This is a genomic window from Streptomyces sp. NPDC085931 (genome assembly GCF_044540565.1).
In the GTDB taxonomy this organism is placed as follows: Bacteria; Actinomycetota; Actinomycetes; order Streptomycetales; family Streptomycetaceae; genus Streptomyces.
The window spans coordinates 70,558-97,441 of the sequence record NZ_JBITSK010000012.1; the positions used below are offsets into that span (position 1 = coordinate 70,558).

Genomic DNA, 26,884 nt, shown 5'->3' on the forward strand with positions numbered 1-26,884 from the left:
TGCAGGGCCGGTCGGGGAGGCGCGGGCCGGGCGGCCGCCCGGCCGGCCCACGCCCTTCCGGCCGCCTACCCGAGGACCTTCTCCAGGGCCCCGAGCGCCCCCTGCAGCTCCTCGCCGGTGATGGTCAGCGGAGGTGCCAGGCGGATCGTCGAGCCGTGGGTGTCCTTCACCAGGACCCCCTCGCGCATGAGGCGCTCACTGATCTCGCGGCCGGTGCCGAGCGCGGGGTCGATGTCGACGCCCGCCCACAGGCCGCGCGCGCGGAAGCCGACCACGCCCCGGCCGACCAGCCCCGCCAGGCCCTCGCGCAGGAGCACGCCCAGCTCGGCCGCCCGCCGCTGGAACTCGCCCGTCTCCAGCAGTTCCACCACCGCCGTGCCGACCGCGGCGGCCAGCGGGTTGCCGCCGAAGGTCGAACCGTGCTCACCCGGGTGCAGCACCCCGAGCACCTCCCGGCGCCCGACGACCGCCGACACCGGCACGATGCCGCCGCCCAGCGCCTTGCCCAGCAGCACCACGTCCGGCACCACCGACTCGTGCTCGACCGCCAGCGTGCGGCCCGTCCGGCCGAGCCCGGACTGGATCTCGTCCGCCACGAACAGACAGCCCTTGCGGCGGGTCAGCTCCCGCACGCCCGCCAGATAGCCGTCGTCCGGGACGATCACCCCGGCCTCGCCCTGGATCGGCTCGATCAGCACCGCCGCCGTCGTCTCGTCGACCGCCGCCTCCAGCGCGGCCAGGTCGTTGTACGGCACGATCCGGAACCCCGGGGTGAAGGGCCCGAAGCCGGTGCGCGCGGTCTCGTCCGTGGAGAAGGAGACGATCGTCGTCGTCCGGCCGTGGAAGTTGTCCGCCGCCACCACGATCGTGGCCCGGTCCGCCGGGACGCCCTTGACGTCGTAGGCCCACTTGCGGGCCACCTTCACCCCGCTCTCCACCGCCTCCGCGCCGGTGTTCATGGGCAGCACCATGTCCTGTCCGGTGAGCGCGGACAGCCGCTCGGCGAACTCCGCGAGCCGGTCGTTGTGGAAGGCCCGCGAGGTCAGGGTCAGCCGGTCGAGCTGGCGGTGCGCCGCCTCGACCAGCGCCGGGTGCCGGTGGCCGAAGTTCAGGGCGGAGTAACCGGCCAGCATGTCCAGGTAACGGCGGCCCTCCACGTCCTCCACCCAGGTGCCCTCCGCGCGGGCGACGACCACGGGCAGCGGGTGGTAGTTGTGCGCGAGGACCGGCTCCTCCGCGCGGATGAGCTCCTCGGAGCCGCGACCGCCCCGCGCGCCGGGGTTCTCCTGCGGGCCACGGGTGGTGACGGGTGCGGTCATGAGCGGATCTCCCGGATCTCCTGGGTGCAGCACTTGATGCCGCCCCCGGCCTTGTGGAACTCGGACAGGTCGACGGGGACGGGGACGTAGCCGCGGTCGGCCAGCTGCCCGGCCAGGCCCGTCGCCCCGGGTGAGATGAAGACGTGGCGCCCGTCGGAGACGGAATTGAGCCCGAACGCCATCGCGTCCTCGCGGGTGGCGAGCACCGCGTCCGGGTACAGCCGGGCCAGCACCTCACGGCTGCCCGGCGAGAACGCCCCGGGGTAGTACGCGACGTTCTCCTCGTCGAGGACGAACAGGGCCGTGTCCAGGTGGTAGAAGTACGGATCCACCAGCGTCAGGCCGATCACCGGCACCCCGAAGTACTCCTGCGCCTCGCTGTGCGCCTGCCGGGTCGTGCGGAATCCCGTCCCGGCGAGGATCCAGCGCCCGGCGGGGACCAGATCGCCCTCGCCCTCGCAGACGGATTCGGGGTGGTAGACCTCGTAGCCCTCCGTCTTGAACCACGCCTCGTAGGGCACGGACTCGGGCCGGCGCTCGGGCGCGTGGAAGAGCGAGCCGAAGACGCGGCCGTCGACCACGACCGCCGCGTTCGCGGCGAAGACCATGTCGGGCAGGCCTGGAACGGGTTTCACACTGTCCACGGTATGGCCGTGGGCACGGTAGGTGTCGACCAGCGCCTGCCACTGGTCCAGGGCCCGGAGCACGTCGACGGGTTCGCCGGGGTGCATCCAGGGGTTGATCGCGTACTGCACGGCGAAGTGTCTGGGTTCGCAGACGAGGTAGCGCCGCCGGCGCGGCACACGGGAGTCGGGCACGAAGGGGTCCCTCCGCTTCCTCACGGTGTGTGACTGGGGGTTGACACAACGGTAGGAACTGACGGCGGGGGCGGACAAGAAACAAAGCTTGCGCGTCCACGCAGGAACGCTGCGTCTTCCGGCCGGTCGGCGCACGACCGCTGCGCCGGCCGCGGGGCTACTCGGGCGCCGGGTGGCTGGCCCCGGCCTCCGGACTCTCCGGCAGCAGATGGGACAGCACCATCACACTGATCGTCTTCCGGATGAACGGCTCCTGCCGGATCCGCTCCAGCACCTCCTCGAAGTGCTCCACGTCCCGCGCGCGCACGTGCAGCAGCGCGTCCGCGCCGCCGGTCACCGTCATCGCCGCGGCGATCTCCGGGTAGTCGCGCACCACCTCCGCCAGCCGCCGGGGCGGAGCGGCGCCCTCGCAGTACACCTCGACGTAGGCCTCCGTGCGCCAGCCCAGCGCCGACGGCTTCACCGTCGCCGTGAACCCGGTGATCACGCCCGTCTCCCGCAGCCGGTCGACCCGCCGCTTGACCGCCGTGGCCGACAGCCCGATCGCCGTGCCGATCTCCGCGAACGACGTCCGGGCGTTCGCCATCAGGGCCGTGACGATCTTCCGGTCGAGTTCGTCGAACGCCGGGGACGGCCTGCTGTTCATGCGGGCACTGTATCCACGTGTCCGCACGGCGGGGATCGCCCCTACACTCCGGGTTCATGCTGCGCGCCCTGGCTGTCGACGACGAACGCCCCTCGCTGGAGGAACTCCTCTACCTGCTGCGGGCCGATCCCCGCATCGGCAGCGCGGAGGGCGCCGGTGACGCGACCGAGGCACTGCGCCGCATCAACCGCGCGCTGGAGTCCGGCCCGGGCGGGCCCGAGGCCATCGACGTCGTCTTCCTCGACATCCAGATGCCCGGCCTCGACGGCCTCGACCTGGCCCGGCTGCTCACCGGCTTCGCCCGACCGCCGCTGATCGTGTTCGTCACCGCCCACGAGGACTTCGCCGTCCAGGCCTTCGACCTCAAGGCCGTCGACTACGTCCTCAAGCCCGTCCGCAAGGAACGCCTCGCCGAGGCCGTCCGCCGGGCGGCCGAGCTGCGCGGCGCCACGCCCCGCATCCCGGTGAGCGAACCCGACCCGGACCACATACCCGTCGAGCTCGGCGGCGTGACCCGCTTCGTCGCCGTCGAGGACATCACCCACGTCGAGGCCCAGGGCGACTACGCCCGCCTGCACACCGACAAGGGCAGCCACCTGGTGCGCATCCCGCTGTCCACCCTGGAGGAGCGCTGGCGCTCGCGCGGCTTCGTCCGCATCCACCGCCGCCACCTCGTCGCCCTGCGCCACATCGGCGAACTCCGCCTCGACGCCGGCACCGTCAGTGTCCTCGTCGGCTCCGAGGAGTTGCAGGTCAGCCGCCGCCACACCCGCGAACTGCGCGACCTGCTCATGAGGAGGACGTGACGGTGCCCCAGGACCACACCGAACGCCGCGTCGTCGTCACCGGCCCGCCCCGGCAGATCCGCAGGACGTCCGGTTACTACCGCCCGCGCACCGAGATCGACGAGCAGACCACCCTCGGCCACACCTACGTCCGCTCCCTGATGCGCACCCAGCTGCGCGCCGCCCTCACCGTCCTCGCCGTCCTCGGCCTGCTCGTCGGCCCGCTCCCGCTGCTCTTCGCCGCCCTGCCCGGCGCCCGCCGCCTGGAGTGGGCCGTCCTCGGCTTCGGCCTCTACCTCCCACTGGTCCTGCTCGCCCGCTGGTACGTCCGCCGCGCCGAGCGCAACGAGCGCGACTTCGTCCGCCTCGTCGAGGACCGCTGACGCCCCGCCCATGAACTCCAGCTACGCCGTCCCCGCCGTCGCCCTGGTCGTCGTCGCCACGGTCCTCGTCGGAGCCTTCGGCCTGCGCATCTCCCGCACCACCTCCGACTTCTACGTCGCCTCGCGCACCGTCGGCCCGCGGCTGAACGCCGCCGCCATCAGCGGCGAGTACCTCTCCGCCGCCTCCTTCCTCGGCATAGCGGGCCTGGTCCTGGTCCAGGGCCCCGACATGCTCTGGTACCCGGTCGGCTACACCGCCGGCTACCTCGTCCTGCTGCTCTTCGTCGCCGCCCCGCTGCGCCGCTCCGGCGCCTACACGCTCCCCGACTTCGCCGAGGCCCGCCTCGCCTCCCAGGCCGTACGGCGGCTCGCCGGGGCCTTCGTCGTCGGCGTCGGCTGGCTCTACCTGCTGCCCCAGCTCCAGGGCGCCGGGCTCACCCTGACCGTGCTGACCGGGGCGCCCGACTGGCTCGGCGGTGTGATCGTCGCCGTCGTCGTCACCGCCACCGTCGCCGCCGGCGGCATGCGCAGCATCACCTTCGTCCAGGCCTTCCAGTACTGGCTCAAGCTCACCGCCCTGCTCGTCCCCGCCCTCTTCCTGGTCCTGGCGTGGCAGGGCGACGGCGCCCCCCGGAACGCCTTCGACGAACCGGCCGCCTTCCGCGAGCAGCGGGTCGTCCGCGTCGACGACAGCGTCGACCTCAGACTGGAGCGCCCCCTGACCGTCACGGTCACCGGCACCGTCGACGGCCGCACCCACACCGGCACCCGCCTCGACTTGCCCGCCGGCACCCACCACATCGAGCGCGGCACCCGCCTCCTCTTCGCCGCCGGCGCCCCCGTCCCCGAGGCCCGGCGGACCGGCGGCGGCGACCTGTCCCCGTCCCAGGCCGAGAGCCGCGCCGAACGTCCCCTGTACGCCACCTACGGGCTGATCCTCGCCACGTTCCTCGGCACCATGGGCCTGCCGCACGTCGTGGTCCGCTTCTACACCAGCCCGCACGGCGTCGCCGCCCGCCGCACCACCGTCGCCGTCCTCGGCCTGATCGGCGCCTTCTACCTCCTGCCCCCCGTCTACGGCGCCCTGGGCCGCCTCTACGCCCCCGAACTGACCCTCACCGGGGACCCGGACGCCGCCGTCCTGCTGCTGCCCGACCGGATGATCGGGGGAGTGGGCGGCGACCTCCTCGGCGCCCTGGTCGCGGGCGGCGCCTTCGCCGCGTTCCTGTCCACCGCCTCGGGCCTGACCATGGCGGTGGCGGGCGTCCTCACCCAGGACGTGCTGCCCTCCCGGGGCGTACGGCACTTCCGGCTCGGGACGGTCCTCGCCATGGCCGTGCCCCTCGCGGCGAGCGTCCTGGTCGGCGGGCTCCCGGTCGCCGACGCGGTCGGGCTCGCCTTCGCCGTGTCCGCGTCCTCGTTCTGCCCGCTGCTCGTGCTGGGCATCTGGTGGCGGCGGCTGACCCCGCCCGGCGCCGCCGCCGGAATGCTGGTCGGGGGCGGCTCCGCCCTGCTCGCGGTCGCCGCGACCATGGCCGGCTACCCCGGCCGGGGCGCCGCCCTGCACGCGCTGCTCGCCTGGCCCGCCCTGTGGTCGGTGCCGCTGGGCTTCCTCACGATGATCCTGGTGTCCCTCGCCACCCCCGCCCGCGTCCCGCCCGACACGGCCGCGGTCCTGGCCCGCTTCCACCTGCCCGAGGAACTGCGCACGGAGGTGAGCGCATGAGCGACTTCCTGGCCGGTCTGTGCGTCGCCGTGCTCCCGGTCCTGGCCCTCGGCGTCTGGCTCGGCCGGCGCACCGCCCGGGCCGACAGCCTCGCCGGTCTCGGCACCCCCGTCGAGCACGCCACCTTCGAGACCCTGCACACCGCCTCCCTCGCCGCGCCCCCGCTGCGGGCCGGCCTCACGGAGGAGACCGCCCGCAAGTCCGCCCGCAAACTGCGCTCCCTGCTCGGCACCGACGCCCTCTGCCTCACCGACCGCGAACAGGTCCTGGTCTGGGACGGCGACGGCGCCCACCACCGCACCGAGATCATGGAACGCCTCGCGGGCCCCCTGGACACCGGCCGCGGCGAGGCCTTCGCACTGACCTGCGACCGTCTGGACTGCTCGGTGCGCTGGGCGGTCGTCGCCCCGCTCACCGTCGACGACCGGGTGCACGGCGCCCTGGTCGCCTGCGCGCCCCGCGAGTCCGCCGTCCTGGTCCGGGCCGCCGGCGAGGTGGCCCGCTGGGTGTCGGTCCAGCTGGAACTGGCCGACCTGGACCGGTCGCGCACCCGGCTCATCGAGGCCGAGATCAAGGCACTGCGCGCCCAGATCTCCCCGCACTTCATCTTCAACTCGCTCGCCGTGATCGCGAGCTTCGTGCGCACCGACCCCGAGCGCGCCCGCGAACTGCTCCTGGAATTCGCCGACTTCACCCGCTACTCGTTCCGCCGGCACGGCGACTTCACGACCCTCGCCGACGAGCTGCACGCCATCGACCACTATCTGGCCCTGGTGCGCGCCCGCTTCGGCGACCGGCTGTCCGTGACCCTCCAGATAGCGCCGGAGGTGCTGCCGGTCGCCCTGCCCTTCCTGTGCCTGCAGCCGCTCGTCGAGAACGCCGTCAAGCACGGCCTGGAGGGCAAGGCCGTCCCCCCGGGCAAGTGCCACATCCAGATCACCGCCCAGGACGCCGGAGCCGAGGCCCTGGTCGTCATCGAGGACGACGGCGCGGGCATGGACCCCGGACTGCTGCGCCGCATCCTCGCCCGCGAGGCCAGCCCCTCGGGCGGCATCGGCCTGTCCAATGTCGACGACCGGCTCCGCCAGGTCTACGGCGACGACCACGGCCTGGTCATCGAGACCGCCGTCGGCGCCGGCATGAAGATCACCGTCCGCCTGCCGAAGTACCAGCCGGGCGTGCACTCGGCGGGCCGGCTGACCCGGGAGTGAGCCGTCAGGTGCTGCGCGTGGTGACCACCATGCCCAGGGTGATCAGGCCCAGCACGACCCAGCCGAACCACAGCCAGCCGTTGCTGCCGAGCGCCACCGTGTAGGCCGTCACCACGACGAGGCCGCCCACGGTGAGCACCCCCATGGTCTTCGTCCCGCTGGAGCCGTTGGTGGAACCGTTCGTGGAACCTGGCATCGCGGCACCCTCCTCGTGGTCCGGTCCCTCCATGGTGCCTGGCGGGCGCCCGGCGCGCACGGGCCCGGTGCGAGCCGGTTTCAGCGCCCCTGCGTGTTCAGCGAGGCCAGATAGGCGTTGTACGCCTCCAGCTCCTTGTCGCCGTCCCGCTCGGCGGCCCGGTCCGTGCGCCGGGCCTGACGCTGCTCCGAGGCGTACCACTGGAACAGCAGCGCGATCAGGACCAGCACCGACGGGATCTCGCTGAACGCCCAGGCGATGCCGCCCGCCGCGTTCTGGTCGGACAGCGCCTCGATGCCGAGGGAGGCGGGCGGGTTCTCGAACGTCGTCACCATCGGCTGGGACGCCATCATCAGCGCGATCCCGAAGAACGCGTGGAACGGCATGCCCGCGAACAGCTCCAGCATCCGCATCAGGTAGCCCGGCCGGTGCGGGCCCGGGTCCACGCCCATGATCGGCCAGAAGAACACCAGGCCGACGGCGAGGAAGTGCACCATCATCGCGATGTGCCCGGCCTTGGAGCCCATCAGCGTGTCGAACAGCGGGGTGAAGTACAGCCCGTACAGGCTCGCGATGAACAGCGGGATCGTGAACGCCGGGTGCGTGACGATCCGCATGTACCGGCTGTGCAGGAACATCAGCAGCAGCTCGCGCGGCCCCTTGCGGCCCCGCCCCGCCGTCGGCAGCGCCCGCAGCGCCAGCGTGATCGGTGCCCCGAGCAGGATGAGGATGGGCGAGACCATGCTGATCACCATGTGCTGCACCATGTGCACGCTGAACATGACCATGCCGTAGTCGTTCAGCCCGGTGCACATCATGAGCATGATGCTCAGCACGCCCAGGGCGTAGGCGACGGTCCGGCCGACGGGCCACTTGTCCCCGCGCCGCACCAGCCGCACCACGCCCCAGCCGTACAGCGCCAGGCCCACCAGGCAGGCGACGAGGAAGAACGGGTCCGCCGACCATTCCAGACCACGCCCCAGCGTGAACGGCGGCAGATCCATCGTCATGCCGTGCCCGCTGTGATCCATTCCGCCGGCTCCTGTTTCGTGGGGGTGTGCAGCAAGTTGTCCGCCCCCAAGAGTAGAACCGCCCCCGGTCTCCGCCACGACCGGGGGCGGTGCGCCACGTCAGGGGCGCGGGGAACTGCGCGAGCAACCACCCGCGACGCGCGCTCGACGGCTCAGAGAACGGTCTCCGCCTCCGCGTACCGCTCGTCCGGCACGGTCTTCAGCGTCTCCACGGCCTGAGCCAGCGGCACCATCACGATGTCGGTCCCGCGCAGCGCGGTCATCTGCCCGAACTCACCCCGGTGCACGGCCTCCACCGCGTGCCACCCGAACCGCGTGGCCAGCACCCGGTCGTAGGCGGTCGGCGTACCGCCCCGCTGCACATGCCCGAGGATGACCGGCCGGGCCTCCTTGCCCAGCCGCCGCTCCAGCTCGACGGAGAGCTGCCGGGCGATCCCGGCGAACCGCTCGTGCCCGTAGATGTCCTTGCCGCCCTCGTCGAACTCCATGGTCCCGGCGCGCGGCTTGGCGCCCTCCGCGGCCACCACGATCGCGAAGCGCTTGCCCGCCTCGAACCGCTCGCCGACCCGCCGGGTCAGTTCCTCTATGTCGAAGGGCCGCTCCGGCACCACGATGGCGTGCGCGCCGGCCGCCATGCCGGAGTGCAGCGCGATCCAGCCGGTGTGCCGCCCCATGACCTCGACCACGAGGACCCGCTGGTGCGACTCGGCCGTGGTCTTCAGGCGGTCCAGCGCCTCGGTCGCCACCCCGACGGCCGTGTCGAAGCCGAACGTGACGTCGGTGACCGCGATGTCGTTGTCGATCGTCTTCGGCACGCCCACCACGGGCAGACCGCTGTCCGACATCAGCCGCGCGGCCTTGAGCGTGCCCTCGCCGCCGATGGGGATGATCGCGTCGAGACCGAGCTCCTGGACATGGCCCCTGGCCCGCTCCACACCGTCCCGCAGATGGGAGGGCTGGACCCGGGAGGAGCCGAGAATCGTGCCGCCGCGGGCGAGGATGCCCCCCACCGCGTCGAGGTCGAGCTTGAGGTAGTCGCACTCCAGGAGGCCCTTCCAGCCGTCCCGGAAGCCGATGACCTCGTCGCCGTGGTCGACGACGGCGCGGTGCACGACGGACCGGATGACGGCGTTCAGGCCGGGGCAGTCGCCGCCGGACGTGAGGACACCAATGCGCATAGCCCGAAAAACCTTATCGACGTGGGCCGGGACCGGACCGCGTTGTCCGGCTGGAATCCCCGCCACCCTAGCGGCTCCCAGGGGCCGGACCGAAGCACGCGTCCGCCTGCTGGACGACCCCGCTCACCTGTGCGGACGGGCCGTCATACGGGCTGTTGACCAGCAGGTTGACGCGTGCCCCGGACACGCTGCGGCGCTGTCCCTACGCGGGCTGCTGAGCAGCGGCGATGCGCTCGTTGCGCAGCGCCTCGTACCAGCGGTCGTCGGTCGGCGGCAGCGCGTTGACGTCGAGGGCCAGCTTCAGCAGCAGGTCCGCGATCAGCGGGTTGCGCGCGAGCACCGGACCGTGCATGTACGTGCCGAACACGGTGTCGTTGTACGCGCCCTCCGTGCCGTCGCCCGTGCCGTTGCCGTTGCCGAACCGCACCCGGGCGAGCGGGCGGGCGGTGGGGCCGAGGTGGGTGACGCCCTGGTGGTTCTCGAAGCCGGTCAGCGGCGGCAGCCCGAGGCGCTCGTCGACGTCGCCCAGCACGTCACCGACGCACCGCGCGCCCTCGCCGCGCACCGACACCACGTCCAGCAGCCCGAGGCCGGGCTCGCGCTGACCGAGGTCGTTGATGAACTCGTGGCCGAGGATCTGGTAGCCCGCGCACACCGAGAACACGATGGCGCCGTTCTCCACGGCCCGGGTCAGTCCGCCGTCCCGGCGCAGCCGCTCGGCCGCGAGCCGCTGCGGCCGGTCCTCACCGCCGCCGATCAGGTAGATGTCGCCGGAGGTCGGGATCGGCTGGTCGCTGCGCACGTCCAGCCGGGCCACGTCCAGGCCGCGCTGCCGCGCCCGGCGCTCCACCACGAGGACGTTGCCCTGGTCGCCGTAGGTGCTGAGCAGGTCGGGATAGATCCAGACGATGCGCAGTTGGTTGTCGCTCACAAAAGTCCCCTGACGTCTCGTGCTCAGTTGCCGACGCGGCGGCGCAGGTCCTGGAACGCGGTGTAGTTGGCGATGACCTCGATCCGGCCCGGCGGGCACGCGGCCACGGCCTGGTCGAGGTTGTCGTAGACCTGGAAGTTCTGGTCGGCCACCTCCAGGCGTACCGCCAGGTCGAGCCTGCGGTCGCCGATGACGCAGATCGGGTGGCCGGACAGGCGCGTGTAGTCGACGTCCCACAGCCAGGAGGTGTCGGTGCCGTCGGCGGAGCGCGCGTTCACCGACAGGATGACCGGCGTGGGCGGGGGGTCGATCAGCGAGAACGTCTCCAGCCAGCCGGCCGGGTTCTTCGCGAGCAGCAGGCGCAGGTCACGGCCCTGGAACTGGACGACGTCGTACCGTCCGGCGACCGCCTGCACCTGGTACATGCGCTCCAGCGCGACCTGCGGCGGCACCCCGAACACGGCGGCGACGGCGGCCGAGGAGGCGGCGTTGGCCTTGTTGGCGCGGCCGGGCAGCTGGAGGTGGATCGGCCAGGCCGAGCCGTGCGGGTCGAGGACGTGGTCGCCGGAGAGCGCCCAGCTCGGCGTCGGACGGCGGAAGCCGCACTCGCCGCAGAACCAGTCGTCGCCCGGACGCTGCATCACACCGCCGCAGGACGGGCAGGACCAGGCGTCGTCCTTCCACATCTGCCCGGCGGCGACCCAGATCACGTTGGGGGAGGAGGACGCCGCCCACACCACCAGCGGGTCGTCGCAGTTGGCCACGACGACGGCCTTGGAGCCGGCCAGTCCCTCGCGCCAGTTCTCGGCGAGCATGCGGGTCTCGGCGGCGCGGTCGAGCTGGTCGCGCGAGAGGTTCAGCAGCGCGATGCACTTCGGGGCGGTGTCCCGGGCGACGCCGGCCAGGTACTTCTCGTCGACCTCGATGACGCCGTACCGGGCGTCGGAGCCGCCGGCGAGCGCCGAGGTGATGCCGGCCGGCATGTTGGCGCCGAGCGCGTTGGAGACCACCGGTCCCGCCGCGCGCAGGGCCTCGGCGATGAGCCGGGTGGTGGTGGTCTTGCCGTTGGTCGCCGAGACCAGGATCACGTCCAGGTTCTGGGCCAGCCGGGCGAGGAGGTCGGGGTCGAGTTTCAGCGCCACCCGGCCGCCGATGACCGATCCGCTGCCGCGTCCCGCCGCACGGGACGCCGCTGCGACCGCCTTGCCCGCGGTCACGGCCAGCTTGGCCCGCGGCGAGAGCGGGTCCGAGTTGCCTGCCATCAGTTCTCGATCCTCCTTGCGTACGCGCCGCGCCTTGAAGCCTGACGGCCACGTGGTGTGGACCTCAGCCTATCGAGATCCATTCGCACTCCCGAACCGCGGCACTGTGGCGAACTCGTGTGGGAGGCGCGCACCGACAGGACCTTACTCTTGCGGCCATGCGACGAAGCCCCATCCCCGGCGCCCGCGGCCGCGTGAGACCCCTCACCCTGCACGGCGACCCCGTCCTGCACGCGCCCTGCGCGGAGGTCACCGACTTCGGTCCCGAACTCAAGCGGCTGGTCGAGGACTTGTTCGCCACGATGTACGCCGCCCAGGGCGTCGGGCTGGCCGCCAACCAGATCGGCGAGCCGCTGCGGGTCTTCGTCTACGACTGTCCCGACGACGAGGACGTCCGCCACCTCGGCCACGTGGTCAACCCCCGCCTCGTCGAGGCGGACGGGGTGGTGATCCGCGGCCCGGAGGGCTGCCTGTCCCTGCCGGGCCTGGAAGCGGGCACGGAACGTCACGACCACGCGGTGGTCGAGGGCGTCACGATGACCGGCGACCCCGTCACGGTCCACGGCACGGGCTTCTTCGCCCGCTGCCTGCAGCACGAGTGCGACCACCTGGAGGGCCGCGTCTACGCGGACCGACTGACGGGCCGGCGCCACCGCAGGCTGATGCGCCAGGTGGCCAGGGCTCCATGGCGCCGAGTGGGTGAGTGACCCCGGGGGCGCGGGGAACTGCGCGACCAGCCCTCACCGGCCCGCAGTCGGCCCACGACGGTCAGAACCCCGGGCCTCCCACCCGATCCCCGGCAGCCGCCAGCCGGCCCCACAGCAGATCGGCGAGACTGCGCACCAATTCCGCGCGGGAGCACGGCCGTTCTCCGAGCCACCAGTCCCCGGCCGCGTGCATCATGCCGACGATCCCGTGCCCCCACACCCGCGCCAGCCGCTGCCCGCCCGGCCCGAGGTCCAGCCGCTCCTCGATGACCTGTGCCAGCTCCTCGCCCATCCGCCGCAGCAGCGGAGCACTGTGCTTGCCGACGTCGAACCCCGGGTCGCCCGGCTGGCCGCCCTCGGCCGGGTGCATCAGGAAGCGGTAGACCTGGGGCCGCGCCTCGATCGCCGCCAGGTACGTGTCCAGCGTCGCCTCGACCCGCTCGCGCCGGTCCGCCGGCGCGTCCAGCGCCGCCCGCAGCGAGTCCAGCAGCGCGTCGGTGTGCCGTTTGGCAAGGGCCGCGTAAAGTCCGCCCTTGTCGCCGAAGTGCCGGTAGAGGATCGGCTTGGTGATGCCGGCCTCCGCCGCGATCGCGTTCATCGAGGCCTGCGGGCCGTCGCGCAGCACCACCCGGTCGGCGGCCTCCAGCAGTTCACGCCGCCGGCGGTCGGCGGACCGTTGCTGGTCGGTCCGCTGCGTGGTGTCCATGTGCTCTCCCCACCCGTGCTGTTTCGCTGACGCTTGCGCAAACTAACACTGAAGCATGTTCCGGACGCCGAAAGGGTGCCGGACGTTCGACAGGAGTTGACGCGGACTACCCACCGGTAACAGACTGCTGTTACCGCAAGTAACATGCACGTGTGCCGCTGGAGGGGACCGACATGGCCGAGTTCACCATGGAGCTCAACGACGAACAGAAGGAGGTCCGCGACTGGCTCCACGGCTTCGCCGCCGACGTGATCCGGCCCGCGGCCGCCGAATGGGACGAGCGTGAGGAGACTCCCTGGCCGGTCATCCAGGAAGCAGCCAAGGTCGGCATCTACTCCCTGGACTTCTACGCCCAGCAGTACTTCGACCCCACCGGCCTCGGCATCCCCATGGCGATGGAGGAGCTGTTCTGGGGCGACGCGGGCATCGCCCTGTCCATCGTCGGCACCGGCCTCGCCGCCGTCGGCGTCCTCGCCAACGGCACCGAGGAGCAGATCGGCACCTGGATCCCGCAGATGTACGGCGACGCGAACGACGTCAAGGTCGCCGCCTTCTGCTCCTCCGAGCCCGACGCCGGCTCCGACGTCGCCTCCATGCGCACCCGGGCCGTCTACGACGAGGCCAAGGACGAGTGGGTGATCAACGGCACCAAGACCTGGGCGACCAACGGCGGCATCGCCAACGTCCATGTCGTGGTCGCGGTCGTCGACCCCGAGCTCGGCTCCAAGGGCCACGCCTCCTTCATCATCCCGCCGGGCACCGAGGGCCTGTCCCAGGGCCAGAAGTTCAAGAAGCACGGCATCCGGGCCTCGCACACCGCCGAGGTCATCCTCGACAACGTGCGCGTCCCCGGCTCCTGCCTGCTCGGCGGCAAGGAGAAGCTCGACGAGCGGCTCGCCCGGGCCCGTGAGAAGGCGAAGCAGGGCGGGGAGCGCGTGAAGAACGCGGCCATGGCCACCTTCGAGGCCTCGCGCCCCGCCGTCGGCGCCATGGCCGTCGGCACCGCCCGCGCCGCCTACGAGGTCGCCCTGGACTACGCCACCACCCGCGAGCAGTTCGGCCGGCCGATCGTCGACAACCAGGGCGTGGCGTTCCAGCTCGCGGACATGCGCACCTCCATCGACGCGGCCCGCCTGCTGGTCTGGCGCGCCTCCTGGATGGCGATCAACGGCAAGCCGTTCACGGCCGCCGAGGGCTCGATGTCCAAGCTGTTCGCCAGCGAGACGGCCAAGAAGGTCACCGCCCAGGCCATCCAGATCCTGGGCGGCAACGGCTACACCCGGGAGTACCCGGTCGAGCGCATGCACCGCGACGCGGCGATCTACACGATCTTCGAGGGCACGAGCGAGATCCAGCGCCTGGTCATCGCCCGCACCCTCGCCGGCGTGCCCATCCGCTGACGTCCGCTAGCGGTGCCTGAGCGGCGTCAGCTGCTCGATGTCGTACCGCGCCCGGAGCTCCTCGATCGCCGCGTGGTCCGGCGGGCCCCCGCCGCCGAGGATCTCCAGCAGTTCCTCGAAGTACCGCTCGTGGTCCGGCGGCGGGCTCGCCTGGAAGAACATCTTCGCGGGCTCGTCCGTCGGATTGGCGAACGCGTGCGGGCACCCCGGGGGCACGACGATCACCGTGCCCGGGGTCGCCCGCACCACCCGGTTGCCGGACGCGGACTCCCACGTCCGCCAGTTGTCGGGCGTGCGGACCCGAGGCTCGAAGGCGAGCACGTCCAGCTCGCCCTCGAGGACGTAGAACAACTCCTCGCTGCGGGTGTGCACATGGGCTCCGACGTCGAAGCCCGGCGGCACCACCACCTCGAAGGTGGAGGCCATGCGGGAGTGGGTGCCGGTCACCTTGAAGGTCACGTGCTGGGCGGGGGCCTGCACGACCCGCCCCTGACCCGGCGGGACGAGCAGGCCTTCCGTCGCCGTCATCGCCGGCTCACCACGTGACGGGCAGGGCCTCGGGCCCGCGGATCAGCGCGCCCTTCTTGAAGGGCACGTCCTCGGCCGGCACGGCGAGCCGCAGCCCCGGTACGCCGTCGAGGAGCGCGTCGACCAGGAGTTCCGACTCCAGCCGGGCCAGCATGCCGCCCGGGCAGTAGTGCGGGCCGAAGCCGAACGAGACGTGCGGGTTCGGACTGCGGGAGAAGTCGATGGTCTCCGGGTCGGGGAAGACCTCCGGATCGCGGTTGGCGGCCAGGTACGACACGTAGACCGCGTCGCCCTCCCGGATCCGCGCACCCCCGATCTCCACGTCCTCCAAGGCGATCCGCGACAGCCCGACCGCGTTGCGGTGGGGGATCCAGCGCAGCAGTTCGTCGATGGCCCGCGGGCGGATCTCCGGCTCCGCCCGCAGCCGCTCGGCGAGGTCGGGCCGGGTCAGCAGCACGTAGAACATCTGGCCGCTGTTGTTGGTGACCGCCTCGCCGCCGATCTGCAGCAGCACGGCGAGCCCGACCGCCTCCTCCAGGGTGACCTCGCCCCGGCCGACCGCCGCCCCGAGCAGCGAGGTCACGTCCTCGCCGGTGCCGCCCTCGCGCTGGCCGATCAGGTCCGCGAAGTAGGCGCCCATCTGCTTCTTCGCCTTCTCGCTGACCTCGGCGCCGTGCGCGGAGGACAGGATCAGCTGCGTCCAGGTGTGCATGTCGTGCCGGTCGGCGGCCGGGACGCCCATCAGCTCGCAGATCACCGCGATGGGGAACGGGGCGAGCACGGCCTCGGTGAGATCGGCGGGCGGCCCGTCCTGGAGCATCTCGTCGACCAGTTCCGCCAGCATCCGGCGGGACCGCTCGCGCACCCGCTCCACCCCGCGCGCCGTGAAGGCGGCGGCGACGCTGCGCCGCAGCCGGGTGTGGTCCGGCGGGTCGAGGAAGCCGACCGCGCCCCGGGACGGGATGAAATGCGGGGCCAGCCGTGTGACCTGCCGGTCCATGACGGCCTCGCGGCCGAAGCGCGGGTCGTTGGTCACCGTGCGCACATCGTCGTAGCGGGTGACCAGCCAGGCCCAGCCCTCGCCGTTGGGCAGCTTGATGCGGGTGACCGGGCCCTCGTCCATCAGCTCGCGCAGGACCGGGTCGAAGTCCGTTCCGGACAGGTCCAGTGCGGGCCAGTCCCGGACCGGGGGAGGGGTCCGGGTGATCGTCTCTTCGCTCATGTCACTTCGTCTCGTCCGCGCGGTGCCAGCGGCCCAGGGCCATCTCGGCGGTGATGCCGGGTCCGAACCCGGCCAGCAGCCCGCGCGCCCCGTGCTCCGGGCCGCCCTCGTCGAACAGCCGGCGCAGCGCGTCCAGGACGACGGCGCTGGCGATGTTGCCGTACTCGGTGAGCGTGGCCCGGCTGAAGCGGAAGGCGTGCGGGTCGACGTGCAGGAAGGTGCTGAGGTCGTCGAGGATGCGGGGCCCACCCGCGTGGACTATGTAGAAGTCCAGGTCGGTGGCGTCCCAGCGGTGGTCGGCTGCCAGGTCCTTCAGCGCCGGCGCGAGCGGCTCCATGGTGGCCGGCACCCGCTTGTCCAGCAGGAAGTGGAAGCCGGTCGCCTTCACGTCGTACATGATCCACTCCTCGGTCTTGGGGATCAGGTACGAACCGTTGCGCTCCAGGCTGACGCCCACGCCGCCCCGGCCGCGCACCGCGGCGGCCGCGATGCCGTCGCCGAACAGGCCGTTGGACAGCAGCGAGCCGACCCCGATGTCGGTGGGCTGGTAGCACAGCGAGCAGAACTCGCAGGCCACGATGAGCGCGTTGGCCTCGGGGTAGGCCGTGCAGAAGTCGTGGGCCCGGTTGATCGCCGCGCCGCCGGCCGCGCAGCCCAGCTGGGCTATCGGCAGCTGCCGGGTGGTCGGGTCGAAGCCCATCTCGTTGATCAGCCAGGCCGTGAGCGAGGGCATCATGAAGCCCGTGCACGACACGTAGATGATCAGGTCGACGTCGGTGGGCAGCAGCTGCGCGTCGTCGAGGGCCCGCTGGATGACCGCGGGCACCCGTGCCTTTGCCTCGGCCTCGTAGAGCTTGTTGCGCTCCTCGAACCCGGGGTGCTTCAGGGTTTCCTCGATGGGCTGCACGATGCGCCGCGTGCGCACGCCGGTGTTCTCGATCAGCCGGAGGGCCAGCGGCAGTTGGGGGTGGTCGGCGTGGCGCTCACGCGCCAGCTCAAGCGTCTCCTCCATCGTGATCACGTGCTCTGGAACGGACACCGAAGGTCTGCACAAAGTCGCCATGAACCGTGCCTGCTTTCGCCTCCCGGAAGGCCCTTCGCCCCCCGGTCAGAAGGTGGTTCACCTCTAGGGGTGGTCCACCCACGATCACCCTTCGGCCATCGGACTTCGCGTCGGACTACTCCGTCTCGGGGACCGCGTGCCACGCTCGAACCGGCACCCACACCACGGAGGACGCCATGACGCACCCGGCCCGGGACCTGCTGCGCAGGACCACGGCGGCCCTCGCCCCCGCCCCGCGGGCCAACCCGCTGGTCCCCCTGATCGCCGCCGGCACGGCACCCCGCGCCGCGCTCGCCGCGCTCGCCCTGGAACAGAGCTGGGTGATCCCCGCGGACCGCCGCGCGTTCGAGCACCTGGCGGCCCGCTCCGAGGCGGCCGACCCCGAGGCGGGGGCCTTCTTCGCGGCCCTCGCGCAGGGCGAGGAGCTGGCGGGCGAGCGGCTGGTCGCCTTCGCGCGGGCGTGCGGTGCCCAGGAGGCGTCGTACGAGCCGCTCCCCGGCGCCCAGGCGTACCCCGCGTACGTGGCCTGGCTGGCGCTGAACGCCGCACCGGCGGACGCCGTCCTGGCCCTGACGGCCAACTTCTCGGCGTGGGGCGGCTATTGCGCGACCATCGCCACGGCCCTGCGGGAGCGCTACGGCTTCACGGACGAGGCGTGCGCCTTCTTCGACTTCTTCGCCGAGCCGTCACCCGACCTGGACCGGCTGGCGGAGACGGCGGTGGGCGCGGCCCTGGACGCCGGGCGCCTCGACGAGCGGCGCGCGCACACCTACGGCCGCCTCCTGCAGCAGTACGAGGCGAGCTTCTGGTCGGCGCTCAGCGCGACGGAGTCCCCCTGAGCGCCAGGGCCTGTCGTTCGGATCAGGTCGCGCGTCCGCGGCGTGATCCAGACGACACGGCCTAGGTCGCGGTCCCGCTGCTGTGCGCGATGCAGGCCACGTCGATGCGGTCGGCCAGCTTGGCCAGCTCGATGGCCAGTTCGGCCACCGTGTCCTCGTCCAGGCCCGACTCCCCGCCCTCCACCAGCCGCACCCACCGGCCCCCCACGGTCCGCAGGAGCTTGCTGACATCCGCGGCAGCCACCTGCAAGGTACCGCGGTCGTCGACGATCAGAGGCAGAGTCACTTCGCGGTTCACAGACGGGATCGTAGCCCCGCAACACTCACGCACCATGCCAAACGGTGGTGATGTTGCAGAACTCGCGGATTCCGTGCCCGGACAGCTCACGCCCGTAGCCGGAACGCTTCACCCCGCCGAACGGGAACGCCGGGTGGGACGCCGTCATCCCGTTGAAGAACACGCCCCCGGCCTCCAGGTCCCGGGCGAACCGGTCCACCTCGGCCTCGTCGCGGGTCCACACGTTGGAACTCAGGCCGAAGGGCGAGTCGTTTGCGAGCAGCACCGCCTCGTCCAGGTCGGCCACCCGGTACAGCGTGGCGACCGGCCCGAACGCCTCCTCCCGGTGGATGCGCATCTCGCGCGTGATGCCGGCCAGGATCGTCGGCGCGTAGTACCAGCCGGGCCCTTCCGGCCGTTCGCCACCGCACAGCACCTCCGCTCCGCCGCGCACCGCGTCGTCGACCAGTTCCTCCAGGTCGCGCAGCCCCTGCTCGCTGGCCAGCGGCCCGACCTCGGTGTCCTCGGACAGCGGGTCGCCGACCCTCAGCGCCCGCATGCCCGCGGCGAAGCGCTCGGCGAAGGCGTCGTAGACGTCCGCGTGCACGATGAAGCGCTTGGCGGCGATGCAGGACTGGCCGGTGTTCTGCACCCGCGCGGTCACCGCCACCTGCGCGGCCCGCTCGAGGTCGGCGGAGGGCATCACGACGAACGGGTCGCTGCCGCCCAGCTCCAGCACCGTCTTCTTGATCATCTCGCCGGCGGTGGAGGCGACCGCGCGGCCCGCCGGCTCGCTGCCGGTGAGCGTGGCGGCCTTGACCCGCTCGTCGCGCAGGATGTCGTCCACCGCGGCGGAGCCGATCAGCAGGGTCTGGAAGCAGCCCTCGGTGAAGCCCGCCCGGTGGAAGAGGTCCTCCAGGTACAGGGCGGTCTGCGGGACGTTGGAGGCGTGCTTGAGCAGGCCGACGTTGCCCGCCATCAGCGCGGGCGCCGCGAAGCGCACCACCTGCCACAGCGGGAAGTTCCACGGCATGACCGCCAGCACCGGGCCGAGCGGACGGTAGCGGACCCGCACGTGCGAGGCGCCGGAGTCCTTGACGTCGGCGTCGGCCGGTTCCTCGTCGGCGAGCAGTTCCTCGGCGTGGTCGGCGTACCAGCGCATCGCCTTGGCGCACTTCGCCGCCTCGGCCCGGGCCTGCTGGATCGGCTTGCCCATCTCGGTGGTCATCACCCGGGCGATGTCCTGCTGGTCCTCGTCGAGGAGGTCGGCGGCCCGGTGCAGCAGCCGGGCCCGCTCGCCGAAGGTCGTCGTCCGGTACGTGCGGAACGTGGCCTCCGCGAGCCGGAGCCGGCGCTCGATCTCCTCCTCGCCCATGGCCTGGTACGTCTTGAGCGTCTCGCCGTTCGCCGGGTTGACCGTTGCGATGGGCATGGCTGACCTCCCTCGGAGCGGGCTGTGTCTCGACCTTCCCGCGCGGCGGAGGGGACCGCAACGCGGGAACGTCTCCTCAGGGCGAGTGCTCCGCCAGGCGGTCGAGAAACGCCGCCTGGGCCGTGACGATCACCTCGCGGGCCCGCTCCAGCCCGAACCACGCCACCCGGTCCAGCTCCGGGAACTCCCGCAGCTGCCCGGAGCGCGGCGGCCACTCCATCCGGAACGTGCCGGGCACGATCGTCGCCGGGTCGAGATCCGCCGCGACCGCCCAGGCCGTGACGATCTTGCCGTTGGCCTGGCGGACCTCGCCGAGGTCGATGGCCTCCCCGTCGGGCGGGGGCAGCCCCAGTTCCTCGCGGAACTCGCGCCGGGCCGCGTCCCAGGCGGACTCGCCGGGCTCGTACTCGCCCTTGGGCACGGTCCACGCCCCGGCGTCGCGCCGGGCGAAGAACGGGCCGCCCATGTGGCCGAGCAGGACCTCGGGGCCGGAGCCGGAGGGGCGGAAGAGCAGCAGTCCCGCGCTGCGCTTCACGGCCTCACCTCCGGATGGGCGGCCAGCAGCGTCTCCACCGTGTCGGCGTCCTCCGGGCGCTTGTCCTCGCGGTAGCGGATCACGCGGGCGAAGCGCAGGGTGACGCCGGCCGGGTAGCGGGTGGAGCGCTGCAGGCCGTCGTAGGCGATCTCGACGACGAGTTCCGGGCGGACGGTGACGACGTGGCCGTCGTCGTCGACGGCGAGTTCCCGCAGCCGCTCGGTCTGCCAGGCCAGCATCGCGTCGGTCATGCCCTTGAAGGTCTTGCCGAGCATGGCGAGACCGCCGTCGGCGGTGCGGGCGGCCAGGTGGAGGTTGGAGAGTTTGCCGGTGCGCCGGCCGTGGCCCCACTCGGCGGCCAGGACGACCAGGTCGAGGGTGTGGACCGGCTTGACCTTCAGCCAGGACGCACCGCGCCGGCCCGCGCTGTAGGAGGCGTCGAGGGCCTTGGCGACCACACCCTCGTGGCCGCGCCCGATGGTGTCGGCGAGGAACTCCTCCGCCGACGGCGTCTCGTCCGGCCCGGACACCAGCGTGCGCCGCACCCGCATCGGCTCGGGGACGAGCCGGGCCAGCTCGGCGTGCCGCTCGGTGAACGGCAGATCGAGCAGGTCGCGGCCGTCGACCGACAGCGCGTCGAAGAAGACGGGGGAGACCGGCACCGCGCGGGCGGCCGTCGCCACGTCCGTGCGCGAGCCGACGCGCCCGGCGGTCTCCTGGAACGAACGGGGGCGCCCGTCCTCGTCGAAGGAGATGACCTCGCCGTCCAGGATGAACCGCTCCCCGCGCAACTCCAGCGCGGCCGCGGTCACTTCGGGCAGCCGGTCGGTGATGTCGTCGAGGGTGCGGGTGTACAGGCGCACGGTGCCGCCGTCGCGGTGCACCTGGACCCGGATGCCGTCCAGCTTCTCCTCCACCGCGCACGCGCCCAATTTCGCCACGGCCTCGGCGACGGAGGAGGCGCTGTGCGCCAGCATCGGCAGCACCGGGCGGCCGACCGTGAGGCGGAACCGGTCGAGGGAGGCCGGGCCGTCCGCGAGCAGGGCCTCGGCGACCGCCTGGAGGGAACCGGCGAGCATCACGGCCCGCCGTACGTCCGCGCTCGGCGCCCCGGTCGCCTGGACCAGGCCCTCGACCGCCACCGCGTCCAGCGCGCCCTGCCGTACCTCGCCGGTGAGCAGCCCGAGCAGGAACCGCTGCTCGTCCTCGGTGGCCGCGCCCATCAACTCCCCGACCAGGCGGGTGCGTTCCGCCTGGGAGCCGGGACCGGACACCTCGGCGAGCCGCGACAGCCGGGCGTCGACGTCCCGCACGGTCAGGCTCGGCTCCGCCGCCGGGTCGACCGGGCGGCCCAGCACCTTCCAGCCCACGCCGATCCGGCCCTGCGGCAGCCGCCCGGCCAGATACGGGATGACGATCGGCACGTCCTCCGCCTCGGCGTCCCGGAAGAGCTCCGCGAGCAGAGCCGTCTTCCGGGACCGCGCCGAGGTGGCGGCGACCTCCTGGGACACTCGGGCCAGCCGGTGCAGCAGCATGCAGCCATGGTGCACCGCAGGCGGTGCCCTTACACCTGGGCGGGCCGGTGCGCCCGCGGTCGCGGAAGCTCTCAGACGGCGTCCAGGTCCGCCATCAGCAGATCCCCGACGATCGCCGACGCGGCCCGGTACCCGCCGCTCGCCGCGTGCACGACCTGCTCGGCGAAGCCGATCGCGTTGCCCGCGGCCCACACACCCGGCACGGTCGTCAGTCCGGTCGCGTCGACCACCGGGTACGCGCCGAACGGCGTCTCGTGCAGCTCGGCGCCCAGCCGCTCCAGCAGACCGGTCTGCGGCACGGGCCGCGGGGCGGTGAACACCACTGAGCGGGCGTGCGCCGTACCGTCCGCGAGCCGCACCCCGGTGAGCCGGTCCTCCTCGATCACCAGCTCCGCCACCTCCCCGGGCACCACGTCCACCCGGGCCGCGGCGAGCCGGCGCAGGTCCTCGTCGGACAGCTCCGCCTCGGAGACCGTGTGCAGGAAGAGCCGCACGTCCTTCGACCACTGCGACACCATCAGCGCCTGGTGCACGCTCGCCGGGCTCGTCGCGAGCACCCCGAACGGCTGGTCGCGCACCTCCCAGCCGTGGCAGAACGGGCAGTGCAGCACGTCCCGCCCGAACCGCTCGGCGACCCCGGGCACCGGGGGCAGCTCGTCCTTCAGCCCGGTCGCGACCACCAGCCGCCGGGCCCGCACGGTGCGGCCACCGGCCAGCACCACGGCGAAGTCCTCGGCGCGCTCGACGTCCACCACCCGGTCGCGTACCAGTTCGACGCCGTAGCGCGCGATCTCCTCCCGGCCGATCGCCAGGAACTCGGCGGGCGGCATCCCGTCGCGCGACAGGTAGCCCTGCATGTGCGCCGCGGGGGCGTTGCGCGGCTCGCCCGCGTCGACGACCAGCGTGCGGTGCCGCGCCCGCCCCAGCACCAGCGCCGCGGACAGGCCCGCCGCGCCCCCGCCGACGACGACCACTGCGTACTTCTCGGTCATGTGACCACCTCCGCTGCCGAGCGTCGCTCCAGCGGTACGGGATTGACAAACACGTTTGCCGAAACTGCAATACGAGCATGACCACGGACGAGGTACTCGCGGGCGTAGGCCCCCGGCTGCGGCAGATGCGCAAGGAACGGGAGGTGACCCTGGCCGAGCTCTCCGAGGCCACCGGCATCTCCGTCAGCACCCTCTCGCGGCTGGAGTCCGGGCTGCGCAAACCCAGTCTGGAACTGCTGCTGCCGATCGCGCGCGCCCACCAGGTGGCGCTCGACGAACTGGTCGGGGCGCCGCCGGCCGGCGATCCCCGGGTGCGCGCGAAGCCGATCGTGATGTTCGGCCGCACCCACTGGCCGCTCACCCGCCAGCCCGGCGGCCTCCAGGCGTACAAGGTGCTCGAACCGCAGCGCAGCCTGGAGCCCGAACCGCGCACGCACGAGGGCTACGAGTGGCTGTACGTGCTGTCCGGGAAGCTGCGGCTGGTGCTGGGGGAGCACGACGTGGTGCTCACGGCCGGGGAGGCCGCCGAGTTCGACACCCGCGTGCCGCACTGGTTCGGGTCGACGGGGGAGGGGCCCGTGGAGTTCCTCAGCCTGTTCGGGCCGCAGGGGGAGCGGATGCATGTGCGGGCGCGGCCGAAGCGGCCGTGACGCACGCGATACCGCACGGCGGGACTCTTCCCGGGAAGACGGTTCCCTGATCGGCAAGCGACCGCTTAGTATGCGAACGACCCCGGTCAGACGAAGCAGTCCCCCGTGGAGGCACCGCATGCAGGCATGGCACGTGCACGAGAACGGCGAGCCGAGCGAGGTGATGCGGCTCGAGGAGGCGGAGCCGCCCACGCCCGGCGAGGGCCAGGTGCTGCTGAGGGTGCGCGCCGCGAACGTCAACTTCCCCGACGCCCTGCTGTGCCGCGGCCAGTACCAGGTCAGGCCGCCGCTGCCGTTCACGCCGGGCGTGGAGATCTGCGGCGAGACCGAGGACGGCCGCCGGGTGATCGCCAACCCGGTGCTGCCCCACGGCGGCTTCGCGGAGTACACCGTCGCCGACGCCGCCGCCCTGCTGCCCGCCCCGGACGCCCTCGACGACGCCGAGGCCGCAGCCCTGCACATCGGCTACCAGACCGGCTGGTTCGGCCTGCACCGCCGGGCCGCCCTCCAGGCCGGGGAGACCCTGCTCGTCCACGCTGCCGCAGGAGGGGTCGGCAGCGCGGCCGTGCAGCTCGGGAAGGCCGCCGGCGCCACCGTCATCGGTGTCGTCGGCGGCTCCGGGAAGGCGGCCGTCGCCAAGGAGCTGGGCTGCGACGTGGTCGTCGACCGGCGTACCGAGGACGTCGTCGCCGCCGTCAAGGCGGCCACCGGCGGCCGGGGCGCCGACGTGATCTACGACCCGGTCGGCGGCGAGGCCTACACCCAGTCCGCCAAGACCGTCGCCTTCGAGGGCCGGATCGTCGTCGTCGGCTTCGCCGGCGGCACCATCCCCAACCCGCACCTCAACCACGCCCTGGTGAAGAACTACTCGATCCTGGGCCTGCACTGGGGCCTGTACAACACCAAGAACCCGCAGCTGGTCCGGCGCTGCCACGAGGAGCTCACCGAACTGGCGGCCCGGGGCGCGATCAAGCCGCTGGTCAGCGAGCGCGTGCCGCTCGGCGAGGCGGCCGCCGCCGTGCAGCGCGTGGCGGACGGCCGCACCACCGGCCGGATCGCCGTCGTCATGGAGGAGCCGGCATGACCACCGCCGAGGAACTGCGCGACACGACCCGCGCGTTGCTGGCCGCCCACCCGCCGGCCTCCACCGACCGCCTGGACTTCCTGCGCGCCCGCTTCGACGCCGGGCTGGCCTGGGTGCACTTCCCGCAGGGCCTCGGCGGGCTCGGCGCCGCCCGCTCCCTGCAGGCGGTCGTCGACGCCGAACTGGCCGCGGCCGGAGCGCCCGACAACGACCCCCGGCGCATCGGCATCGGCCTCGGCATGGCCGCCCCGACGATCCTCCAGTACGGCACCGAGGAGCAGCAGCGGCGCTACCTGCGGCCGCTGTGGACCGGGGAGGAGGTCTGGTGCCAGCTGTTCAGCGAGCCGGGCGCCGGTTCCGACCTGGCCGCGCTGGGCACCCGGGCCGTGCGGGAGGGCGACCACTGGGTGGTCAACGGGCAGAAGGTCTGGACGTCCAGCGCCCACATCGCCCGCTGGGCCATCCTCATCGCCCGCACCGACCCGGACGTGCCCAAGCACCGCGGCATCACCTACTTCGTCTGCGACATGACCGACCCGGGCGTCGAGGTGCGCCCGCTGCGGCAGATCACCGGCGAGGCCGAGTTCAACGAGGTGTTCCTCACCGACGTCCGCATCCCGGACTCCCGGCGCCTCGGCGCGATCGGCGACGGCTGGAAGGTCGCGCAGACCACGCTGAACAACGAGCGCGTCGCCATCGGCGGCATGCGGCTGCCCCGCGAGGGCGGCATGATCGGCCCCGCCGCGAAGACCTGGCGCGAGCGGCCCGAGCTGCGCACCCACGACCTGCACCAGCGGCTGCTGAAGCTCTGGGTGGAGGCCGAGGTCTCCCGCGTCACCGCCGAGCGGCTGCGCCAGCAACTCGTCGCCGGCCAGCCCGGCCCCGAGGGCGCCGGCATGAAGCTCGCCTTCGCCCGCCTCAACCAGGAGATCAGCGGCCTTGAGGTGGAACTCCTCGGCGAGGAGGGCCTGCTGTACGACGACTGGACCATGCGGCGCCCGGAACTGGTCGACTTCACCGGACGCGAGGCCGGCTACCGCTACCTGCGCTCCAAGGGCAACAGCATCGAGGGCGGGACCAGCGAGGTCCTGCTCAACATCGTCGCCGAGCGCGTCCTCGGCCTGCCCCCCGAGCCGCGCACCGACAAGGACGTCGCCTGGAAGGACCTCGCCCGATGAGCGACCTGCTGTACGCAGAAGAGGAAGAGGCGCTGCGCGCCGCCGTCCGCGACCTGCTCACCGACCACTGCGACGCGCCCGGCGTCATCGCCCGCACCGAGTCGGACACCCCGCACCACCGGGCCCTGTGGAAGGCCCTCACCGACGGCATGGGCCTCGCCGGACTGCTGGTGCCCGAGGAACTCGACGGCCAGGGCGCCACCCACCGCGAAGCCGCCGTGGTGCTGGAGGAACTGGGCCGCGCGGTCGCGCCCGTGCCGTACCTGACGAGCGCGGTCGTCGCCACCGAGGCCCTGCTGGCCTGCGGCGCCGACGACCTGCTCCGCGAACTCGCGACCGGAACGACGATCGGCGCCCTCGCGGTCGCCCTCAACGTCGCACCCGGCGCCGCCCACCGGACCGCCCGGCTCGACAACGGCCTGCTGCACGGTGAACTGACCGGCATCGCCGACGCCGCCGTCGCCGACGTCCTGCTCGTCCCCGCCGACGACGGCGGCCTCTACGCGGTCGACGCGGCCGCCGCGACCGTCACCCCGCAGACCTCGCTGGACCTGACCCGGCCCCTCGCCACCGTCACCCTCGACCAGGTCCCGGGCCGGCTGCTGGGCGACGCCGGACCCGCCGTCCGCCGCGCCCTGCGCGCCGGAGCCGGGCTCCTCGCCTCCGAACAACTCGGCCTCGCCGACTGGACGCTGACGGAGACCGTCCGCTACCTGAAGGAACGCAAGCAGTTCAACCGCCCCGTCGGCGGCTTCCAGGCGCTCAAGCACCGCCTCGCCCAGCTCTGGCTGGAGGTCGTCAACCTCCGCGCCGCCGCCCGCAACGCCGCCGACGCCCTGACGACCGGCGAGGACACCGACATCGCGGTCACCGTCGCCCAGGCCTACGCGGCACCGGTCGCGGTCCACGCCGCCGAGGAGGCCCTGCAACTGCACGGCGGCCTCGGCATGACATGGGAGCACCCGGTCCACCTCTACCTGAAGCGGGCGAAGGCCGACTCGATCGCCTACGGCACCGCGGGCGCCCATCGCGAGGCGCTCGCCCGCCTGGTGGACCTCCAGGCTCCCTGACGCCCACCTGACCGGCGACCGGGAACCTCCGGCTGGCCCGCGCGTGAAGCCCGTCCCACCTGGGGCGGGCTTCTCGGTGCGCCGTGCCCCGGCACGGCGGCGGTCCGGCCAACTCCGCACCCGCACCTGCCCCTTGGCGCCGTCCCGACCCCATACTCACAGGGTTCCCGTACGGCACCT

General features: G+C 72.8%; 27 protein-coding genes and 1 pseudogene. 11 read left to right on the plus strand and 17 right to left on the minus strand.

Annotated features, from left to right (window positions below; genetic code table 11):
* Positions 1–65: 65 nt before the first annotated feature.
* The 3 genes from rocD to ACIGAN_RS24680 all read right to left on the minus strand — a co-directional run bounded on the left by rocD (position 66) and on the right by ACIGAN_RS24680 (position 2,783).
* Positions 66–1,319 (minus strand): ornithine--oxo-acid transaminase, encoded by a 1,254-nt coding sequence (gene rocD, locus ACIGAN_RS24670; protein WP_399860557.1) that lies wholly within the window; start codon positions 1,317–1,319, stop codon positions 66–68.
* Positions 1,316–2,137, minus strand: a complete 822-nt coding sequence (gene ddaH / locus ACIGAN_RS24675; protein ID WP_365744482.1) for a dimethylargininase — start codon at positions 2,135–2,137, stop codon at positions 1,316–1,318. The genes rocD and ddaH overlap by 4 nt, the downstream gene beginning before the upstream one ends.
* 157 nt (positions 2,138–2,294) lie before the next feature.
* Positions 2,295–2,783, minus strand: coding sequence for an Lrp/AsnC family transcriptional regulator (locus ACIGAN_RS24680; protein WP_365088982.1), 489 nt, complete (start codon positions 2,781–2,783; stop codon positions 2,295–2,297).
* Between the two features lie 56 nt (positions 2,784–2,839).
* Between ACIGAN_RS24680 and ACIGAN_RS24685 the strand changes: the two genes are divergently transcribed.
* From ACIGAN_RS24685 to ACIGAN_RS24700, 4 genes are read left to right on the plus strand one after another with little or no spacing between them, the layout of a single operon-like run.
* Complete coding sequence (locus tag ACIGAN_RS24685) at positions 2,840–3,589, plus strand: LytR/AlgR family response regulator transcription factor (RefSeq protein ID WP_365744486.1); 750 nt, start codon at positions 2,840–2,842, stop codon at positions 3,587–3,589.
* Positions 3,590–3,591: 2 nt separating this feature from the next.
* Complete coding sequence (locus tag ACIGAN_RS24690; RefSeq protein WP_365089032.1) at positions 3,592–3,951, plus strand: hypothetical protein; 360 nt, start codon at positions 3,592–3,594, stop codon at positions 3,949–3,951.
* A gap of 10 nt (positions 3,952–3,961) precedes the next feature.
* Complete coding sequence (locus ACIGAN_RS24695; protein ID WP_365088978.1) at positions 3,962–5,677, plus strand: sodium/solute symporter; 1,716 nt, start codon at positions 3,962–3,964, stop codon at positions 5,675–5,677.
* The gene (locus tag ACIGAN_RS24700; protein ID WP_399860560.1) at positions 5,674–6,888 is read left to right on the plus strand and encodes a sensor histidine kinase; all 1,215 of its coding nucleotides are present in this window, start codon (positions 5,674–5,676) and stop codon (positions 6,886–6,888) included. Before ACIGAN_RS24695 ends, ACIGAN_RS24700 begins: the two co-directional genes overlap by 4 nt.
* A 4-nt stretch (positions 6,889–6,892) precedes the next feature.
* On the opposite strand, the gene ACIGAN_RS24705 is transcribed toward ACIGAN_RS24700, so the two are convergent.
* The 5 genes from ACIGAN_RS24705 to ACIGAN_RS24725 all read right to left on the minus strand — a co-directional run bounded on the left by ACIGAN_RS24705 (position 6,893) and on the right by ACIGAN_RS24725 (position 11,486).
* Positions 6,893–7,084, minus strand: coding sequence for a hypothetical protein (locus tag ACIGAN_RS24705; protein ID WP_309096777.1), 192 nt, complete (start codon positions 7,082–7,084; stop codon positions 6,893–6,895).
* 80 nt (positions 7,085–7,164) lie between these two features.
* Positions 7,165–8,115 carry a cytochrome c oxidase assembly protein gene (locus ACIGAN_RS24710; protein ID WP_365744492.1) on the minus strand — a complete coding sequence of 317 codons (951 nt, stop codon included), beginning with the start codon at positions 8,113–8,115 and terminating at the stop codon, positions 7,165–7,167.
* A 152-nt stretch (positions 8,116–8,267) separates the two neighbouring features.
* Positions 8,268–9,293 carry a 6-phosphofructokinase gene (locus ACIGAN_RS24715; RefSeq protein ID WP_399860564.1) on the minus strand — a complete coding sequence of 342 codons (1,026 nt, stop codon included), beginning with the start codon at positions 9,291–9,293 and terminating at the stop codon, positions 8,268–8,270.
* Between the two features lie 202 nt (positions 9,294–9,495).
* A complete protein-coding gene (locus ACIGAN_RS24720; protein WP_365744494.1) occupies positions 9,496–10,224 on the minus strand; it encodes a type 1 glutamine amidotransferase in 729 nt (242 codons plus the stop codon).
* A gap of 23 nt (positions 10,225–10,247) precedes the next feature.
* Positions 10,248–11,486 (minus strand): MurT ligase domain-containing protein, encoded by a 1,239-nt coding sequence (locus ACIGAN_RS24725; protein WP_365088968.1) that lies wholly within the window; start codon positions 11,484–11,486, stop codon positions 10,248–10,250.
* Positions 11,487–11,644: 158 nt separating this feature from the next.
* On the opposite strand from ACIGAN_RS24725, the gene def reads away from it, so the two are divergent.
* The gene (gene def, locus ACIGAN_RS24730; protein ID WP_399860567.1) at positions 11,645–12,193 is read left to right on the plus strand and encodes a peptide deformylase; all 549 of its coding nucleotides are present in this window, start codon (positions 11,645–11,647) and stop codon (positions 12,191–12,193) included.
* Between the two features lie 61 nt (positions 12,194–12,254).
* Here def and ACIGAN_RS24735 read toward each other — a convergent pair whose 3' ends face one another.
* Positions 12,255–12,899: a TetR family transcriptional regulator gene (locus ACIGAN_RS24735; RefSeq protein WP_365744497.1), complete on the minus strand. Its 645-nt coding sequence runs from the start codon at positions 12,897–12,899 to the stop codon at positions 12,255–12,257.
* 173 nt (positions 12,900–13,072) lie between these two features.
* On the opposite strand from ACIGAN_RS24735, the gene ACIGAN_RS24740 reads away from it, so the two are divergent.
* Positions 13,073–14,299, plus strand: coding sequence for an acyl-CoA dehydrogenase family protein (locus tag ACIGAN_RS24740; protein WP_365089030.1), 1,227 nt, complete (start codon positions 13,073–13,075; stop codon positions 14,297–14,299).
* 6 nt (positions 14,300–14,305) lie between these two features.
* On the opposite strand, the gene ACIGAN_RS24745 is transcribed toward ACIGAN_RS24740, so the two are convergent.
* From ACIGAN_RS24745 to ACIGAN_RS24755, 3 genes and pseudogenes are all read right to left on the minus strand, one after another.
* Positions 14,306–14,827 carry a cupin domain-containing protein gene (locus tag ACIGAN_RS24745; RefSeq protein WP_365088963.1) on the minus strand — a complete coding sequence of 174 codons (522 nt, stop codon included), beginning with the start codon at positions 14,825–14,827 and terminating at the stop codon, positions 14,306–14,308.
* A 7-nt stretch (positions 14,828–14,834) separates the two neighbouring features.
* Positions 14,835–16,049: a cytochrome P450 gene (locus ACIGAN_RS24750; RefSeq protein WP_365744501.1), complete on the minus strand. Its 1,215-nt coding sequence runs from the start codon at positions 16,047–16,049 to the stop codon at positions 14,835–14,837.
* A 1-nt stretch (position 16,050) separates the two neighbouring features.
* Positions 16,051–17,118, minus strand: a pseudogene (locus ACIGAN_RS24755) (type III polyketide synthase); the annotation flags it as partial.
* A gap of 170 nt (positions 17,119–17,288) precedes the next feature.
* Here ACIGAN_RS24755 and ACIGAN_RS24760 point away from each other — a divergent pair.
* The gene (locus ACIGAN_RS24760; protein ID WP_399860571.1) at positions 17,289–17,951 is read left to right on the plus strand and encodes a transcriptional regulator; all 663 of its coding nucleotides are present in this window, start codon (positions 17,289–17,291) and stop codon (positions 17,949–17,951) included.
* Positions 17,952–18,012: 61 nt separating this feature from the next.
* Here the strand turns inward: ACIGAN_RS24760 and ACIGAN_RS24765 are convergent, their stop codons facing one another.
* From ACIGAN_RS24765 to ACIGAN_RS24785, 5 genes are all read right to left on the minus strand, one after another.
* On the minus strand, positions 18,013–18,249 hold the full coding sequence (locus ACIGAN_RS24765) for a DUF6213 family protein (RefSeq protein ID WP_033307522.1): 237 nt from the start codon (positions 18,247–18,249) through the stop codon (positions 18,013–18,015).
* Positions 18,250–18,274: 25 nt separating this feature from the next.
* Positions 18,275–19,660, minus strand: a complete 1,386-nt coding sequence (locus ACIGAN_RS24770; RefSeq protein ID WP_399860574.1) for an NADP-dependent succinic semialdehyde dehydrogenase — start codon at positions 19,658–19,660, stop codon at positions 18,275–18,277.
* Positions 19,661–19,736: 76 nt separating this feature from the next.
* Positions 19,737–20,195: an NUDIX domain-containing protein gene (locus tag ACIGAN_RS24775; protein ID WP_399860577.1), complete on the minus strand. Its 459-nt coding sequence runs from the start codon at positions 20,193–20,195 to the stop codon at positions 19,737–19,739.
* Complete coding sequence (locus ACIGAN_RS24780) at positions 20,192–21,730, minus strand: ATP-dependent DNA ligase (RefSeq protein WP_399860579.1); 1,539 nt, start codon at positions 21,728–21,730, stop codon at positions 20,192–20,194. The genes ACIGAN_RS24775 and ACIGAN_RS24780 overlap by 4 nt, the downstream gene beginning before the upstream one ends.
* Positions 21,731–21,801: 71 nt before the next feature.
* A complete protein-coding gene (locus ACIGAN_RS24785; protein ID WP_399860580.1) occupies positions 21,802–22,722 on the minus strand; it encodes an NAD(P)/FAD-dependent oxidoreductase in 921 nt (306 codons plus the stop codon).
* Between the two features lie 77 nt (positions 22,723–22,799).
* On the opposite strand from ACIGAN_RS24785, the gene ACIGAN_RS24790 reads away from it, so the two are divergent.
* The 4 genes from ACIGAN_RS24790 (at position 22,800) to ACIGAN_RS24805 (ending at position 26,704) form a co-directional block, all read left to right on the plus strand.
* The gene (locus ACIGAN_RS24790; RefSeq protein ID WP_365088951.1) at positions 22,800–23,372 is read left to right on the plus strand and encodes a helix-turn-helix domain-containing protein; all 573 of its coding nucleotides are present in this window, start codon (positions 22,800–22,802) and stop codon (positions 23,370–23,372) included.
* Between the two features lie 118 nt (positions 23,373–23,490).
* A complete protein-coding gene (locus tag ACIGAN_RS24795) occupies positions 23,491–24,456 on the plus strand; it encodes an NADPH:quinone oxidoreductase family protein (RefSeq protein WP_365088949.1) in 966 nt (321 codons plus the stop codon).
* Entirely contained in the window at positions 24,453–25,634 is a 1,182-nt protein-coding gene (locus tag ACIGAN_RS24800; protein ID WP_399860585.1) for an acyl-CoA dehydrogenase family protein, read from the plus strand. Before ACIGAN_RS24795 ends, ACIGAN_RS24800 begins: the two co-directional genes overlap by 4 nt.
* Complete coding sequence (locus ACIGAN_RS24805) at positions 25,631–26,704, plus strand: acyl-CoA dehydrogenase family protein (RefSeq protein WP_399860588.1); 1,074 nt, start codon at positions 25,631–25,633, stop codon at positions 26,702–26,704. The genes ACIGAN_RS24800 and ACIGAN_RS24805 overlap by 4 nt, the downstream gene beginning before the upstream one ends.
* Positions 26,705–26,884 lie beyond the last annotated feature (180 nt).

Excerpts from the sequence above, each read along its gene's own strand:
- rocD (WP_399860557.1), bottom strand. The coding sequence starts at position 1,319 with ATGACCGCACCCGTCACCACCCGTGGCCCGCAGGAGAACCCCGGCGCG.
- ACIGAN_RS24680 (WP_365088982.1), bottom strand. The coding sequence starts at position 2,783 with ATGAACAGCAGGCCGTCCCCGGCGTTCGACGAACTCGACCGGAAGATC.
- ACIGAN_RS24685 (WP_365744486.1), top strand. The coding sequence starts at position 2,840 with ATGCTGCGCGCCCTGGCTGTCGACGACGAACGCCCCTCGCTGGAGGAA.
- ACIGAN_RS24695 (WP_365088978.1), top strand. The coding sequence starts at position 3,962 with ATGAACTCCAGCTACGCCGTCCCCGCCGTCGCCCTGGTCGTCGTCGCC.
- ACIGAN_RS24700 (WP_399860560.1), top strand. The coding sequence starts at position 5,674 with ATGAGCGACTTCCTGGCCGGTCTGTGCGTCGCCGTGCTCCCGGTCCTG.
- ACIGAN_RS24705 (WP_309096777.1), bottom strand. The coding sequence starts at position 7,084 with ATGCCAGGTTCCACGAACGGTTCCACCAACGGCTCCAGCGGGACGAAG.
- ACIGAN_RS24710 (WP_365744492.1), bottom strand. The coding sequence starts at position 8,115 with ATGGATCACAGCGGGCACGGCATGACGATGGATCTGCCGCCGTTCACG.
- ACIGAN_RS24715 (WP_399860564.1), bottom strand. The coding sequence starts at position 9,293 with ATGCGCATTGGTGTCCTCACGTCCGGCGGCGACTGCCCCGGCCTGAAC.
- ACIGAN_RS24725 (WP_365088968.1), bottom strand. The coding sequence starts at position 11,486 with ATGGCAGGCAACTCGGACCCGCTCTCGCCGCGGGCCAAGCTGGCCGTG.
- def (WP_399860567.1), top strand. The coding sequence starts at position 11,645 with ATGCGACGAAGCCCCATCCCCGGCGCCCGCGGCCGCGTGAGACCCCTC.
- ACIGAN_RS24735 (WP_365744497.1), bottom strand. The coding sequence starts at position 12,899 with ATGGACACCACGCAGCGGACCGACCAGCAACGGTCCGCCGACCGCCGG.
- ACIGAN_RS24740 (WP_365089030.1), top strand. The coding sequence starts at position 13,073 with ATGGCCGAGTTCACCATGGAGCTCAACGACGAACAGAAGGAGGTCCGC.
- ACIGAN_RS24745 (WP_365088963.1), bottom strand. The coding sequence starts at position 14,827 with ATGACGGCGACGGAAGGCCTGCTCGTCCCGCCGGGTCAGGGGCGGGTC.
- ACIGAN_RS24750 (WP_365744501.1), bottom strand. The coding sequence starts at position 16,049 with ATGAGCGAAGAGACGATCACCCGGACCCCTCCCCCGGTCCGGGACTGG.
- ACIGAN_RS24760 (WP_399860571.1), top strand. The coding sequence starts at position 17,289 with ATGACGCACCCGGCCCGGGACCTGCTGCGCAGGACCACGGCGGCCCTC.
- ACIGAN_RS24770 (WP_399860574.1), bottom strand. The coding sequence starts at position 19,660 with ATGCCCATCGCAACGGTCAACCCGGCGAACGGCGAGACGCTCAAGACG.
- ACIGAN_RS24780 (WP_399860579.1), bottom strand. The coding sequence starts at position 21,730 with ATGCTGCTGCACCGGCTGGCCCGAGTGTCCCAGGAGGTCGCCGCCACC.
- ACIGAN_RS24785 (WP_399860580.1), bottom strand. The coding sequence starts at position 22,722 with ATGACCGAGAAGTACGCAGTGGTCGTCGTCGGCGGGGGCGCGGCGGGC.
- ACIGAN_RS24790 (WP_365088951.1), top strand. The coding sequence starts at position 22,800 with ATGACCACGGACGAGGTACTCGCGGGCGTAGGCCCCCGGCTGCGGCAG.
- ACIGAN_RS24795 (WP_365088949.1), top strand. The coding sequence starts at position 23,491 with ATGCAGGCATGGCACGTGCACGAGAACGGCGAGCCGAGCGAGGTGATG.
- ACIGAN_RS24800 (WP_399860585.1), top strand. The coding sequence starts at position 24,453 with ATGACCACCGCCGAGGAACTGCGCGACACGACCCGCGCGTTGCTGGCC.
- ACIGAN_RS24805 (WP_399860588.1), top strand. The coding sequence starts at position 25,631 with ATGAGCGACCTGCTGTACGCAGAAGAGGAAGAGGCGCTGCGCGCCGCC.